The sequence below is a fragment of the uncultured Cohaesibacter sp. genome, assembly GCF_963556055.3.
Classification (GTDB): Bacteria; Pseudomonadota; Alphaproteobacteria; order Rhizobiales; family Cohaesibacteraceae; genus Cohaesibacter.
The window spans coordinates 126,063-140,326 of record NZ_CAUVYE020000005.1 but is presented as its reverse complement, the minus strand read 5'-3'; the positions used below and the strand labels follow the sequence as shown (position 1 = coordinate 140,326).

At 54.0% G+C, this 14,264-nt stretch carries 13 protein-coding genes; 12 read left to right on the top strand and 1 reads right to left on the bottom strand.

Annotated features, from left to right (window positions below):
- The first annotated feature begins 4 nt into the window (after positions 1–4).
- From feoB to ACHZB8_RS01360, 6 genes are read left to right on the top strand one after another with little or no spacing between them, the layout of a single operon-like run.
- On the top strand, positions 5–2,536 hold the full coding sequence (feoB, locus tag ACHZB8_RS01385; protein WP_316858214.1) for a ferrous iron transport protein B: 2,532 nt from the start codon (positions 5–7) through the stop codon (positions 2,534–2,536).
- Entirely contained in the window at positions 2,517–2,762 is a 246-nt protein-coding gene (locus tag ACHZB8_RS01380; protein ID WP_316858213.1) for a hypothetical protein, read from the top strand. Before feoB ends, ACHZB8_RS01380 begins: the two co-directional genes overlap by 20 nt.
- A complete protein-coding gene (locus ACHZB8_RS01375) occupies positions 2,759–3,658 on the top strand; it encodes an ABC transporter ATP-binding protein (protein WP_316858212.1) in 900 nt (299 codons plus the stop codon). Before ACHZB8_RS01380 ends, ACHZB8_RS01375 begins: the two co-directional genes overlap by 4 nt.
- Before the next feature lie 3 nt (positions 3,659–3,661).
- On the top strand, positions 3,662–4,327 hold the full coding sequence (locus ACHZB8_RS01370) for a hypothetical protein (protein ID WP_316858211.1): 666 nt from the start codon (positions 3,662–3,664) through the stop codon (positions 4,325–4,327).
- 13 nt (positions 4,328–4,340) lie between these two features.
- Positions 4,341–5,645, top strand: coding sequence for a DUF4857 domain-containing protein (locus ACHZB8_RS01365; protein ID WP_316858210.1), 1,305 nt, complete (start codon positions 4,341–4,343; stop codon positions 5,643–5,645).
- On the top strand, positions 5,608–6,246 hold the full coding sequence (locus ACHZB8_RS01360) for a hypothetical protein (protein WP_316858209.1): 639 nt from the start codon (positions 5,608–5,610) through the stop codon (positions 6,244–6,246). Before ACHZB8_RS01365 ends, ACHZB8_RS01360 begins: the two co-directional genes overlap by 38 nt.
- A gap of 115 nt (positions 6,247–6,361) precedes the next feature.
- On the opposite strand, the gene ACHZB8_RS01355 is transcribed toward ACHZB8_RS01360, so the two are convergent.
- Complete coding sequence (locus tag ACHZB8_RS01355; protein WP_316858208.1) at positions 6,362–7,246, bottom strand: LysR substrate-binding domain-containing protein; 885 nt, start codon at positions 7,244–7,246, stop codon at positions 6,362–6,364.
- Between the two features lie 209 nt (positions 7,247–7,455).
- Here ACHZB8_RS01355 and ACHZB8_RS01350 point away from each other — a divergent pair, with 209 nt between their 5' ends.
- The 6 genes from ACHZB8_RS01350 to ACHZB8_RS01325 all read left to right on the top strand — a co-directional run bounded on the left by ACHZB8_RS01350 (position 7,456) and on the right by ACHZB8_RS01325 (position 14,240).
- Positions 7,456–9,498 carry an ABC transporter substrate-binding protein gene (locus ACHZB8_RS01350; RefSeq protein ID WP_316858207.1) on the top strand — a complete coding sequence of 681 codons (2,043 nt, stop codon included), beginning with the start codon at positions 7,456–7,458 and terminating at the stop codon, positions 9,496–9,498.
- A 75-nt stretch (positions 9,499–9,573) separates the two neighbouring features.
- Positions 9,574–10,578 carry an ABC transporter permease gene (locus ACHZB8_RS01345; protein WP_316858206.1) on the top strand — a complete coding sequence of 335 codons (1,005 nt, stop codon included), beginning with the start codon at positions 9,574–9,576 and terminating at the stop codon, positions 10,576–10,578.
- Entirely contained in the window at positions 10,578–11,699 is a 1,122-nt protein-coding gene (locus ACHZB8_RS01340; RefSeq protein ID WP_316858205.1) for an ABC transporter permease, read from the top strand. The genes ACHZB8_RS01345 and ACHZB8_RS01340 overlap by 1 nt, the downstream gene beginning before the upstream one ends.
- Entirely contained in the window at positions 11,699–12,715 is a 1,017-nt protein-coding gene (locus tag ACHZB8_RS01335) for an ABC transporter ATP-binding protein (protein ID WP_316858204.1), read from the top strand. Before ACHZB8_RS01340 ends, ACHZB8_RS01335 begins: the two co-directional genes overlap by 1 nt.
- Positions 12,712–13,707, top strand: a complete 996-nt coding sequence (locus tag ACHZB8_RS01330) for an oligopeptide/dipeptide ABC transporter ATP-binding protein (protein WP_316858203.1) — start codon at positions 12,712–12,714, stop codon at positions 13,705–13,707. The genes ACHZB8_RS01335 and ACHZB8_RS01330 overlap by 4 nt, the downstream gene beginning before the upstream one ends.
- A gap of 59 nt (positions 13,708–13,766) precedes the next feature.
- Positions 13,767–14,240 (top strand): GNAT family N-acetyltransferase, encoded by a 474-nt coding sequence (locus tag ACHZB8_RS01325; RefSeq protein ID WP_316858202.1) that lies wholly within the window; start codon positions 13,767–13,769, stop codon positions 14,238–14,240.
- Positions 14,241–14,264: the final 24 nt, after the last annotated feature.

Below are 14,264 nucleotides of genomic sequence, written 5' to 3'. Positions count from 1 at the left end.
TTTAATGAGCAAGGAAATCAAGGTTGCCCTGGCTGGCCAACAGAATGCCGGAAAATCGACGCTCTTCAACGTGCTGACCGGAGCGCGGCAGCATGTGGCGAACTATCCCGGCGTGACGGTTGACAAGAAATATGGTCGCTACAGCTTCTCCGGCAGCAGTTATCTGGCGGTTGATCTTCCCGGAACATACAGCCTGACCTCCTTCTCTCTGGAGGAGAGGGTAGCGCGCGATTTTCTTATCAAGGAACGACCCGACGTTGCGGTGAATGTGGTGGATGCCTCCAACTTGCGACGCTCGCTGCAACTGACCGTCCAGCTTCTGGAAATGGGGCTGAATTCCATTCTGGCCCTCAACATGACCGATGTGGCCAAGGCCCGTGGCATCCGGATTGATGTGGCAGGGCTTGCTCGAAAGCTCGGTCTGCCTGTCGTCGAAACGGTTGGCAGCAAGGGGACCGGTCGCGATGATCTGCGCAGGGTTATCGGCGAAAAGGCTCTGGTCGATCACGGTGATGCGCTGGCCATCGATTATGAAGTGCTAGAGCCCGTTATCGCCGAAATCGAAAAGGCAATCGGGGTTGTGGCCCAGAACTGGTCTCTGCCAACCCGCTGGTTTGCCTTGCGATTGCTCGAGCTTGATAGCCGCGCAGCAGCCTTGCTCAAGGATGTGGTGTCTCCGGGTGAAGCGCAGACCATTCTGCAAATGGCCGAAGATCTTGCCGGCGATTTTCTCTTGCGTGAAGGGATTTCTGTCAGCGACCATGTCGTGGCAATGCGTGACAAATATGTTCGTTCTGTCATGGATGGCGTTGTCGAAGGGGGAGAAAGGGCAGGGGAATCGATCTCGAACCGGATCGACCGCTTTGTTCTCAACCGCTGGGCCGCTCCGCTCTTCCTCGTCCTGACCGTCTATCTCATCTATCAGATCTCCATTGTCTGGGGCTATGAGCTGACCAATTACACTTGGCCGATTCTGGCCTGGTTCCGCGAACTGGTCTCGGGCTTTCTTCCCGCAGCCGGGTTTCTGGAAGATCCCTATATTCGTTCGATGGGGCTCTGGCTTGTCGATTCTGCCAATACTTTGCTGAACTATGTCCCGATCTTCCTCATTCTTTTTGCGCTCATCGCAATTCTTGAGGATTCGGGCTACATGGCTCGGATAGCCTTTATTCTGGACAAGGTCCTGAACCGTTTCGGCCTGCATGGGCAAAGCACGCTGCCCCTCATTCTGGGCGGAGTCTTTGCCGGTGGCTGTGCTGTCCCCGGCATCATGGCGACCAAGGGTATCCCGGACAATCGTGCCCGCATGGCAACGATTTTCGCAGTGCCTTTCATGAATTGTCTGGCCAAGGTGCCGCTCTATACGCTTCTACTGGGCATTTTCTTCGTTGAAGACAAGTCCCTGATGATGTTCTACATTTCCACAATGACGGTGATTTTTGCTCTTCTGGTCTCCAAGCTTCTGACGGTGACCGTGCTCAAGGGCGAGGAAACATCGCCTTTCGTGATGGAGCTGCCAGCCTATCATATGCCAACCGTCGGCGGTGTCATGCGGCGCTCGCTGGAACGGACCTGGATCTATGTCAAGAAGGTTGGTTCTATCGTTGCTGCCGTTGCCGTGATCGTCTTCACGATGCTGCAATTTCCGGGTCTTTCGGATCAGTCTGTGCAGCAGTTTGAAGCGCGGGGCCTGGAAGCCATCGCGACCTTCCAGAAAAAAATGCAAGGCAATCGCTATGCGGCTCTTGCGAGCGATGACAATATTGTGCCGCTGGTCAACTATTACACCGATTTCAAGCGTGCCAAGCTGAATGCCAGCGGAGCGGAGAGTTCTCTTGCCGTCAATGACGCCTTCGAGAAACGCAATCCGGAATTCTTCCCGCTCGTCAAGGCACCCAAGGGTGACAAACAGGCACGCAATGCGGGCAAGGCACTTAAAAACCTGATCGGTGAACGCAAATCCATCCGCCGCGAAATGAAAGAGGAACGCATCACCAATTCCTTTCTTGGTATGATCGGACGCTCCATCGAGCCAGTGACCCAATATGCCGGTTTCAACTGGAAGATCAACGTTGCGCTTCTGTCTTCCTTTGCTGCGCGGGAAAGCTCGGTCGCCACATTGGGTGTGTTGTTCCAGCAGGATGAAGACCAGAATGCAACGCTTGAACAGCGCATGGGTGCGGAAACCCAGGCCGCAGGTGCAACCGCTCTGTTGGCCGTCTCCATGATCCTGTTCTTTGCGCTTTATCCGCCATGCCTTGCCACCACGGTCATGGTCAAGGTGCAAACCGGTTCCTATCTCTGGATGATGTTCGCCATCGTCTTTCCGACGATTTTGGGACTATCAGTTTCGAGCCTTGTCTATACCATCGGTCTGGCCGCAGGAATAAGCGGCATAGACATGATGACGATCGTCTATCTGTCGGCGCTTGCCCTGCTTATTGTGGTCGGCTTTGTGAGCGCAAGGCGTGAGGCCACCTCGATGAGGAAGCAACGGGCAAATATTGGGGGCACAAATGCAAACGCAGCTCGCTGATTCAGCCGCACATCTGGCACCCACCTTCACAGGGATCTGGGACACTTTGGCGCTCGGCATCGTTGTCGCCGTTGCGATGGGCTATCTTTATATCAAGCTTTGGAGAAATCGCGGCAAATGCAATGATTGCTCGAGCGGTGGTGCCGCTTGCACAAGCTGTCATGTGGCCGAAATCGAGTTCGATACCGAGACGCCCCTCAAAGGAAAGCCGAAAGACAAAAAATGATGGAAAAGGATACAGACCTTGCCATCGAAGTCCGCGGTCTTTCCCATCATTATGGTGCCCGTTGCATCTATAGCGATCTCAATTTCACCGTCCCGCACGGTCGGGTGGTTGCGTTGCTCGGGAAAAATGGCGTTGGCAAGACCACGCTCATCAAGATCCTGATGGGATATCTGCGTCCAACGGGCGGCATCTGTCGGGTTCTCGGCCAGCAGTCCCATCGACTGAGAGCCGAAACACGGGCCCGGATCGGCCTGTTGTTCGAGGGGCATCTGGCTTATGAGTTCATGACCATTGAGCAGATCGAGGCATTTTATGCGCCTTTCTATCCCAAATGGCGCAAGGATCTCTATTATGATCTGGTCGAGCGGATGGGCCTGCCGAAAAACCATAAGATCGGCAATATGTCTTGCGGTCAGCGCAGTCAGGTGGTGCTTGGGCTGATCTTCGCTCAAGACCCGGATTTGATGATCCTGGATGACTATTCCATGGGACTTGATGCGGGTTATCGGCACCTGTTTCTGGATTTCCTTGATCGCTTTCTGCAAGAGGGCAACAAGACCGTCTTTGTCACGTCTCACGTCGTGCAGGACATGGAAAAGCTCGTCGATGATGTGATCTTCCTCGAGCGGGGAGGGCAGGTGTTGCAAATGCCGCTCGCTGACTTCTCCGCCCGCTTCCGCTGTTTCAGCTTTCAGACGCCGGGCGACAAGGCTCCCCAGAAAGATTATATCATCCGCAATGTCGATTTGCTGGGCGAAGCGCCCAAGCTCTTTTCTTTCGAGCCGCGCCAGACTGTGCAGGATCATCTCGATGCAGCCTGTCCGGGCGTGAAACTCACGCAGGAAATGCCAATGAGTCTTGAAGATGCCTTCATCGGCCTGACCGGGAAATATTAGGCCATGATCAAATCCATCTTTCTCAAGGAATGGCTGAAACTCAAGCGCGTCTGGTTGCTGGTCCTACTGCTCAACCTGTGCTGCATGGCCTACCTGCTCATCGTCATTCGTCACCAATTCCAGATCGAGCATTCGGAAATGATCTGGTACTGGAGCTTCGAACTGCGTCGACTGCTTTATGACGAAATCAAATATATACCGCTGCTGACCGGTCTGGTGATCGCCATTGCGCAATATTTGCCCGAGATGATCAATCACCGCTTTCGGCTCTCGCTTCATCTTCCCTTGCAGGCCCATTTGCAGGTTCTTATCTGGATCGGTTTTGGTGCGCTGATGGGAGGCGTGATCGCGCTGATCGACATGGCAAGCCTCTATCTCATCATCAAGGGCTGGTTTCCCACCGAGGCTGCGGCAAGTGCGCTTCTGACTGCCGCTCCGTGGTTTCTTGCCGGTTGGGTCAGCTATTTCGGTGCGACCCTTGTCATGGTCGAGCCGCACGTGCCCCAACGTCTTGTCTATCTGCTCATGTCGCTGGCTTTCCTTGCTCTTCTCTATCTCGAGAAGGGATATCAGGAATATGACCATGCCCTGCCGGTCATGATCCTGTTGGCCCTGCTCATGGCCCCGGCCATTATTTTGCCGGTCCACCGTTACCGTCATCGCAGCTAGGGAGCGAATACCAATGTCTGCACATCTCGCCCGCTTCTGCTCACTCATCGTGATGGTCTTTCTGCTGGCTCTATGGTTGCCACAACTGCACGGCATGATCTTTGACTATCGATTTGGCAAGACCCAGTTGCTCTATAGCCCGGTCATCAAGAAATTCATCTACAAGGAATTGGTTGGCGAGGGACATCAGTTCATCTATCGCGATCAGGACGGCAAGGACTATAGTCAGCGCGAATTCGAAATGCTGATCCCTTTCATCTATTACAAGAACATGGAAATCTGGGGCAAGATGCCGCTCGAGATCGACGCCCAACGCTTCGACAAGGCGGCCATCAAGGCGGAGCGACTGGTTCTTGAACTCAAACCTGTCGAGTTGAAAGGCCATAGTCCGCGCATCCAGCTTTTCCCGCTGCTTGAGTCAAATCCGGGGCGTGCGCGACTTTCCTTTCCCGAAAATATTGTTCGTCCCGGAAAAGATCTGTCTTTCATAAACAGTGATGAGAACAAGCTTGATGATGAGCTGACAGAAACCTTTACCAACGTCTTGACAGATAAGGGATTTCAGTTCCCGGTCCTTGACACTTTCGGCCGGGTTTCCATTCTCAAGGCCTTTGACGCGGGCTACTTCCTCATCGATTCCAACCATGATCTGTTCCATCTGCTCAAGCGCGACGGACAAGCAAAAGTCGAACGGATCGCACTGCCAGATACCTTCAAAATTCGCCACATATCGGTCGCGGAAAACAAGTCACGGCAGTTTCTGGCAATCGTGCTCGATGAAGCCGGTCGTCTCTATCTTATGCGCTATGGCAGCTACGACCTCGTTCCGCTTGCACTGCCGGACTATGATCCTGACAGCATGGAACTCAAGATCATTTTCAACCCGCTTTATCGCACGGCCATCTATTCTGATCAGCAAACGGTGCATGCGGTCGTCATGGATCGGGACTTTAACCGCGTCGACAGCTACGAGCGCAAAATGGCAATGGCCAACATCAGGCCAAGTGATCGGGTCTGGCAGATCGCGACGCCATTTTCGCTGCCGCTGCATGATGGCAACACGCGCTATCTGTCACTCATGCCCCGGTTTCATGGCTGGCTGGGGTTGATCGGCAATGCCCTTTGTCTGGCTGTTGCTTTTGCAATTCTGAAAAAGAGGGCCATATCTTTACGGGAGGCGGTGTTCGATCTGTTGCTGGTCGCCTTGACCGGACTATACGGACTGATTGCCATTCTGATGTTGCCTTTGCAAAAGGCGTATAACCCTGGGGGAGGGCGGGATGATCTGGCAGCGTCTGAAGCAGCTCTTTCAAGCTGAAAGTGAGTTGCAGAACAGTGCTGAAACCATCGTCGTGATCGGCGTTCACAAGGAAGAGCTGGCGTTTGGTGATGAGGTCGCGCGGCACTTGGACCGCACCTTGTTTTCGCCGTTTCGCATAGCCTCCGGCTTGTCTGCCAGACGGCCGAGGACGGATCAGCTCGAGCAATATCTGACCAATCACGAACAGCTCTATACCCAGATCGCAGATCATATGCCGGCTCACTGCAAGTTGCTCATAGACCTGCACTGCCGCCTCAAAGCCGAGGCCGACGCCGATATTTTCTGCGCCAGCCCGGATCTCCTGAACCGGATCAGCGAGAGCTTTCACACCCGGTTTCCGAAGTCCGATGCACGTCTGAGGACCATTCGCATGGTCAGCGACGCCGATCTTTGCGAATGGGATGACACGCATGAGGACAAGCATGCCAGCGGACATCTGCTTTCCAAGCCCGAATTGCCTGAGGTGGTTTGGCGAGCAACACGTCCAGCCTATGTTGGATTGGAAATATATCTCGACCATGAAGGCCGGGGCGAGCAGGAAAACTGGGACCTGACCTTGCAGATTCTGTCTGCGGTCCGGTCTGCCATTCTCGACTAGAGGCTGGCTGCATTTGGACCGGCACAGAGCCGCCAGGGCTTTGTCCGTCAGCAGGCCCGGGCATAGGCCCCGATCCCGCTTGTGCGGTCGCCCGCCAGCCTGGTGATCGATCAGGCTATTTCAACACCACTGAATTGATGTCGAGAAACTGTTTGACCGGTGGAAAGGTCAGGGCGCTTTTCCGGCAGACGAAATATTCATCGCATATTTTCTCGCATCCCAATATGGGAATGGTCTTGAACCGAGGATCCTGAGTGATTTCCCGGTGTGGGATCGTGCCATATCCAAAGCCATGGGCAACCGCTTCCTTGGTGGCTTCCCTGCTGTAGATCTCAAGCGCGATATTGGTCCTTACACCCTTTTGGGCGCATGTATCGAGAAACACCTTGCGCGTGTAGGATCCTTCCTCCCGCATGATGAAAGGCAGGCCTTCTGTTGCTTCAAGGGCAATTTCATCCAGATGGGCCAAAGGATCGTCGCAGCGCATGACAAGATAGAGAGACTGGCGCACATAGAGTTGGCAATGATAGTCCTCCATCGGGCTGGACAAGCCGATGCTGACCAGATCCACCTGATAGTCATCAAGCAACTCGAACAGGGTACTCGTGTTGCCAGCATGAAACTGAAGTGGTACGGAAGGGTGGGCGGTTCTGAATTTTCGCGCCGCAGACAGCATCATTTGAGGCGCCGAATAGCCGATCCGCAAGGGTGTGACGCTGTTCCCCGTTGCGTATTTGACGGAATCCAGAAGCCTGTTCGTTTCATTCAGCGCATGCCTTGCCGCACGTGCGACCTTGTCCCCCGGCTCGGTCAAAAGCATCTTGCGCCCGATGCGCCGAAACAGGATTGTTCCAATTTCTTTTTCAAGGGATTGTATCATGTTTGTTACAGCCGGTTGGCTGACGCCGAGCTTGCGAGCCGCCCCGCTCACTCCCTGTTCATCAATGACGGCAAGAAAAACCTGCAATTGCCTGACGGAGGGCGATTGTTTATGACGCATGGGACCTCACAATTCGATTTATAAATTCAAGTTATTGATTATTACAAATGATAATATATGTCACTTAACTTTTGCAAGCCTCTGCTAAGACCGGCATGACCACAGGCGTGATTTCTGTCAGGTCGGAGGTCGTATAGGCGAAACCAATTGCCCGCTCATTTTTTTCATTCCTCGCCAGCCGATGGCTGTGAAATTTAGGAAAATAAACAATGAAATTTCTGCTTTCTGCAAGCTTGCTCGCTTTGTCAACTGTTGCGGCAGTTGCCGGCGACTGCCCAAAGGCAACCGTTGCCGATATGCAGGGTCTGACCAGCGCATATCCTCAGCAGTTTGAACTGGCTGAACTCGAAAAAGCAGCCAGCTGCGCCCTGTCTTTCTCCGAAAATCCGGACATTGCGGCTCTGAATGCGCGCATTCTGGGTAACCCTGAAAAACTTCCAGCTGTTGCGGATCGTCTGCCAGCCGAGCCGCTTGTCGTTGCTCCATACGAAGAAATCGGTGTTTATGGCGGTGTCCTCAAAGGCATGTCGAACGCGACCGAAGCAGGCACATCCGATCTGCTCTCTGTTCGTCACGTGAACCTGGTTCGATTTTCCGATGACCTTGTCACAATCGTTCCGAACGTTGCCAAATCCTGGAAATGGAACGAGAATTTCACTGAACTGACCATGACCCTGCGTAAAGGTCACAAATGGTCTGACGGCGAGCCATTCACCGCTGAGGACGTTGCTTTCTGGTATAATGACATGACCATGAATTCCAACGTTGTCGAGAAACCTCGTGACCTCTGGACATCGGGCGGTGAGCCAATTGAAGTTGTTGCGGTTGATGACGTCACCGTCATTTTCAAAATGAAAGAGCCGAAACCGGGCCTTCTGTCCAACTTCGCAACCGACTATGCCCAGCCATTCCAGCCAAAGCATGTCTTGTCCAAATATCTGCCAAAATACAATCCGGATGCGGACAAGCTGGCAAAAGAGCTGGGCTTCGAGACCGGCTACGACGTCATCAAATTCTACTATAATGGCTCAGACTGGAAAGACGTTCCGTCTCCGCTGTTCAAGGATGAAGAAAAAGCCAAAAAACTTGATCACGCCGTTCTGCCAACCCTTGAAAGCATGATCGTTGTCAAGGACACCACCGAAGATCGTCAGGTCGTTGCCAACCCCTATTTCTTCCAGGTCGACACCGCTGGCCAGCAGTTGCCATATATCAACGAACTGCATGAAGCCTACATTCCGGATAACGAAGTCAAAATCCTGAAAATGGTCAATGGCGAAGTGGATTACAAAGCCCAGTCCGTTTCCCTGCCAGATGCTCCGGCCCTGCTTGATGGACAGGAAAAAGGCAAATACACCGTTGAGCTTCGCCCACAGATCGGCCTGCCGACCTTCTCCTTCAACGTCACCGACAATGATGAAGAAAAACGCGACTTGTTCAACAACCGCGACTTCCGTCTGGCCATGAGCCATGCGATCAACCGCGAAGAAATCAACCATGTTGCCTATTTCGATCTTGGCGAGCCAAAAGCCTACATTGCGTTTGATCCGGTTCCTCCCTTCGCAACCGAAGAGCAGGTGAAATTTGCAACCGAATTTGATCCGGAAGCTGCAAAGTCAGCTTTGGACAAGATCGGGATGGTCGACAAGGATGGTGACGGCTTCCGTGATCTGCCCTCTGGTAATAAATTCACTCTCAACATCCAGTTCTCGACCCAAGGCATGGCAACTTCTGTTGTCGAGCTGGTGGCGCAGAACTGGAATGATGTTGGCGTCGAAACCAAGATCAAGGAAGTAACCTCCGACGAATATCGTGCCGCCCAGTCTGCAAACGAGCTGGACGTCATGGCTTGGACGCGTGGTCAGCCGGTCGCTGTGATGCAGGGCTCTGCCGAGGAACTCATTCCTCCATTCTCCACCTATTTTGGTCTGCGCAACGGCATGTTGTGGTCACAATGGATGGATTCGGAAGGCAAGGAAGGCATCGAGCCTCCAAAATGGGTTTTCGAGTTGAAAGACCTGATCACCGAATGGCAGTCTTATCTGCCGGGCACGGAAGACTCCAACAAGATCGGAGCCAGGATCATTGATCTCCTGAACGATAGCTACATCTTCATCGGCACCGTACAGGCACCCAATCCGATCTATCACTCCAATGCACTGAAAAACTTCGAGACGCCAAAGACCTGGTCCTATGAATATTACCGGACCTATCCTTACCGCTCGACCCAGTGGTTCTTTGCAAAAGACTAAGTCGGTCGCAAGGACAAAGGAAACGATTACCGGGGAGGGCTCTTGTGAGCCCTTCCTTCTTGCCGGAGCAAAGACATGGCAGCCTTCATAAAATTTGCCGGAATAAGGCTCAGTTCGGCTCTTGCCACGATGTTGCTGGTTTCGCTAGTGGTCTTCTCACTGATGGAACTGGTGCCGGGCAACTGCGCCGAACGATATATCGCCTACAAATCCACCCAGGGACAGATCATCACCCAGGCCGATATCCACGCCGAGGAAGTGCGTATGGGTCTCGATCGCCCCTATCTGGAACGGTGGGTGAAATGGATCAGCAAAGCTATTTTTCGGCTTGATCTGGGCGAAAGCTGCCTTTGGCGGATTGGTGTCAACAACCTCATCGGCGACAAGATGGCCATCTCTCTGCTTCTGTCCTTCGCCGCTTTGTTCGTCACCTATCTCATCGCCGTCCCGGTTGGCATTTTTTCAGCCCGAGTCAAGGACAGCCTGTTTGACAGTGGCCTGCGCGCGTTCAGCTATCTGGGTCTGGCCCTGCCGAATTTCATGCTGGCGCTGGCGGTGATGTTGATCGGCACTATCTATTTCAACGATACTCTGACCGGCCTGTTCAGCGAGGCTTATCGCAATGCGCCCTGGAGCATGGCAAAGTTTTTGGACATGATGCGTCACGCATGGTTGCCGATCCTGATCCTTGGCTGGTCGGCAACGGCCATCCAGTTGCAGACTGTTCGCGCCCTGATGGCTGACGAGCAATCAAAGCTTTATGTGCTGGCCGCAAGGGCCAGAGGTCTTTCAGGCTGGTCGCTGTTGATGCGCTACCCGGCAAGGCACGCCTTGGGGCCGGTCATCAATTCCATTGGCTTCGATCTCAACCGGATTTTCAATGATCTGCCGATTGTTGCCGCTGTTCTGGCGCTGACCGATGCCGGGGCTCTTCTGCTTGACGCCTTGGCAAAGTCCAATGACCAGCAATTGGCCGGGGCGATCATCCTCATCATGACAGCGGTGATCGTGGCGCTGAATTTCGTGACGGATTTGCTATTGGCCATCATTGATCCACGCGTGCGGCGAGGATTCTTCTGATGCCATTTTTCAAGAATAGAACGATCAAGAAGGAAGACTATTATACAGCCTCCCAGATGCAGTTGGTCTGGGCTCGGTTCGCCAGAAAGCGCTCGGCAATGGTTGCTGCTTTCCTGTTGTTTTTCTTCATTTTTTGCGGAGTTTTCGCGGGCTTTCTCAGCCCCTACGACCCCACGACTGCGGGCCGGGACAAGAATTACGAAAATGGCGCACCGCAAATTCCGCAATTTTGTGATGACAACGGGTGTAACTGGCACCCCTTCATTCACAAGGTCGAACGCTACCGCGGCATGGATACCAATTTTCGCTGGGTGACCCGTCAGACCGACAAGCGCAATTATCTGACCTTCTTGCCCGAGGTGAAACCCTATCGGATGTTGGGCATTCCGATGAAGCATCGTCTTTTTGGCGTTGAGGATGGCTTTGTTCATCTGTTTGGTACCGACGCGGCGGGCAAGGATGTCTTCTCCCGCACCTTGCATGCAATAGGCATCAGCCTTGCGGTTGGCACCATCGGGGTTCTCATTTCCTTTGTTCTGGCGCTCATGATCGGAGGGGTGGCAGGTTTTTTCGGTGGTTGGGTGGATGTTGTTCTTCAGGCGCTGATGGATACGGTCAAGACCACACCGACGATCCCTCTTTTCATGGCGCTTGCCGCCTTTATCCCCGATGAATGGTCCTCGGAAATGCGCTTTGCCTTCATTTCCATGATCCTTGGCCTGCTGGGTTGGGGCACGCTTGCCCGACGTCTCAGGACGCATGTTCTGGCTGAGCGTACCGCAGACTATGTGCTGGCGTCCAAGCTGTCCGCAGCGGGCCCAGCCCATATCATCAGGCGGCATCTGATCCCCAGTTTTACCAGCTATATCATCGTCGATCTGGTGATTTCCTTCCCCTATATGGTGCTGGCCGAGACCTCGCTGAGTTTCATCGGGCTGGGCCTCAAGGATCCGGTCAATTCGCTTGGCGTCTTGTTGCAGAACGCCACCAAGGTCGATGTCCTGTTGAATTATCACTGGTATTTCATTCCGGTTCCGATCTTCGTCATCATCGTGCTTGCCTTCGTTTTTGTCGGCGATGGGTTGCGGGATGCGGCAGACCCCTATTCGGAGACGCGTTGATGAGCCTTTTGTCAGTGAAAAATCTGGAAGTGAAATTTGCCACGGCCGAAGGCGAGATCACCGCTGTCGACAATATTTCCTTCGATGTCAATCCCGGTGAAGTCCTTGGCCTTGTGGGAGAAAGCGGTTCGGGCAAGTCGGTGACGGCGCGTTCCCTTATGAAACTCAATGCTGATAACACCCGATATGGTGAAGGATCCTCGATGACGCTCAGTGCGGATGGCGAGACCATCAACATTCTCGGCCTGCGCACGCCCCGGCAGTTGCGCAAGGTGCGCGGTGATCTCGTTTCGATGATCTTTCAGGAGCCTATGGCAAGTTTCGCCCCAGCCATTTCCATTGGCAGCCAGATGGTCGAACAGCTCATGCTGCATCGGAAAATGACCAGATCCGAGGCCCGGGAACTTTCCATCGACCTGCTTGACAAGGTCGGCATTTCCGACGCGCCCAAACGCTTCAAACAATATGCCTTCGAGTTGTCTGGTGGCATGCGCCAGCGCGCCATGATTGCCATGGCATTGTCGACCCGACCGCGCCTTCTCATCGCTGATGAGCCGACCACGGCGCTCGATGTGACCATTCAAGCGCAGGTGCTCGACTTGATGAAGGATATCGTTGCCGAATATGACATGGGCGTGATTTTCATCACCCATGATCTGGGAGTTATCGCCCAGACAGCGGATCGTGTTGCGGTGATGTATCTGGGCAAGATCGTTGAATCAGGACCAGTGCGCGACGTGATCCACAATCCGGCCCATCCCTACACACAAGGGCTGCTCAACGCCTTGCCGAAGCTCGAAGATCTTGATGCCCCTCTGACGCCGGTACCGGGCGATATTCCCAGCCCACTGGAGCGCCCGAACGGCTGCGTTTTCCATACCCGCTGCCAAAAGGCGATTGAGGGAAAATGTTCGGCAATGGAGCCGCCGCAAGTGACAATCCGGGACGGTCATGTCTCTTCCTGCTTCCTCAATGACCCACAGAATAATGACCCTCAGAATGGAGATCTGGCATGAGCGAGCAATCCATAGCCGTTTCCATCAAGGATCTTTCGGTCGAGTTTCCCATTGGCAAAACCATATTGGGCAAACCGACGCTCCTTACTGCGGTGGGCAATGTCAGCCTCGATGTTCCTTCTGGCAGCTTTTTCGGTTTGGTTGGGGAGTCGGGATCCGGCAAGACCACCCTTGGCCGTGCGACCTTGCGCGCCGCTCCAATCTCGAAAGGCAGCATCACGTTTCGGGATCGGGAGGGCGAACAATTCGAGCTGAGGCATATGTCGAGCAAGCGGGAAAAGGCTTTCCGTCGCAATGCGCAGCTTATCTTTCAGGATCCTTACGCGGCGCTTAGCCCGCGCATGACGGTGCGTGACATCATCGCCGAGCCGCTTGAGGTGATGAAACTGACCAAATCCCGAGCCGAGACGGACGAACGGGTTCGCGAGATCGCGGCCAAATGTCGGCTCAATGTGGAGCATCTGCGCCGCTTTCCTCACGCTTTCTCCGGCGGGCAACGTCAACGTATTTCGATTGCCAGAGCGCTGGTTACCAATCCATCCTATATCGTCGCTGACGAAAGCGTGGCTGCCCTTGACGTTTCCATTCAGGCGGACATCCTCAACCTGCTCAAGTCGCTACAGCGGGATATGGGCCTCACTTTCCTTTTTATCAGTCACGACCTGTCTGTGGTTGCCCATACGTGCGAAATGGTTGCGGTGATGTATCTGGGTAGTCTGGTGGAAATTGCCCCGCCACGGATTCTGTTCACCGAACCGCTTCACCCCTATACCAAGGCTCTCATTTCTGCCATTCCTTCCCTTGATCCCGATCACCGGCAAAAAGCGGTCAAGTTGAGCGGCGAGATTCCCAGTCCGGTCAATCCGCCACCGGGTTGCAAATTTCACACCCGTTGTCCGCTGGCAACCGAACGCTGTAGGGCAGAGGCCCCGCAATTCAGGGACTATGAGGGACACAAGGTTGCCTGCCATCTGGTCGAAAAGGGCGCATGAAGGCAGGCCCCGGATGCATGACGTGACCTCATGTGCCATGAAGTGAAAAGGGAATGACAATGTCCAGAAGAGATCTCGTCGAGGCCACACTTGGCGAAGCCGAAGAGGCAAGAGCGCTTCTCTATGCCGGGTTTTATGACTATGCCCGCAATGCCGGGCGTGAAGAGCCCGGACCATATGAAACGCTTGAAGCGCTCATCCTCGCCCGGAATGTCTATTTCTGGCGTGGTCGAACGGGCATTGTCGTCTTTGACAAGGGGACCCGAGAGGGGAGGCTGATGCTCGCGCTTTTCTGCCTGCATCCCGATTATCATCGCTCCGGCCTTGGGGCGGACATGATGGCGGATGCTGTTTGTCTGGCAACGGAGAGAGGCTTTTCTGAGTTGGAACTCTATACGCGCGAAATTTTCGCTCACTTGCGGCGTTTCTATGAAGGACAGGGATTCATATTGGAGCGGACCGGTCCGCATTTGACAAAACCGGACGGCAACAACCGGATTTTCATGGTCAAGCCCTTGCGTCATGACCCCTGATTGCGAAGCCGTCTCATAAAAAAG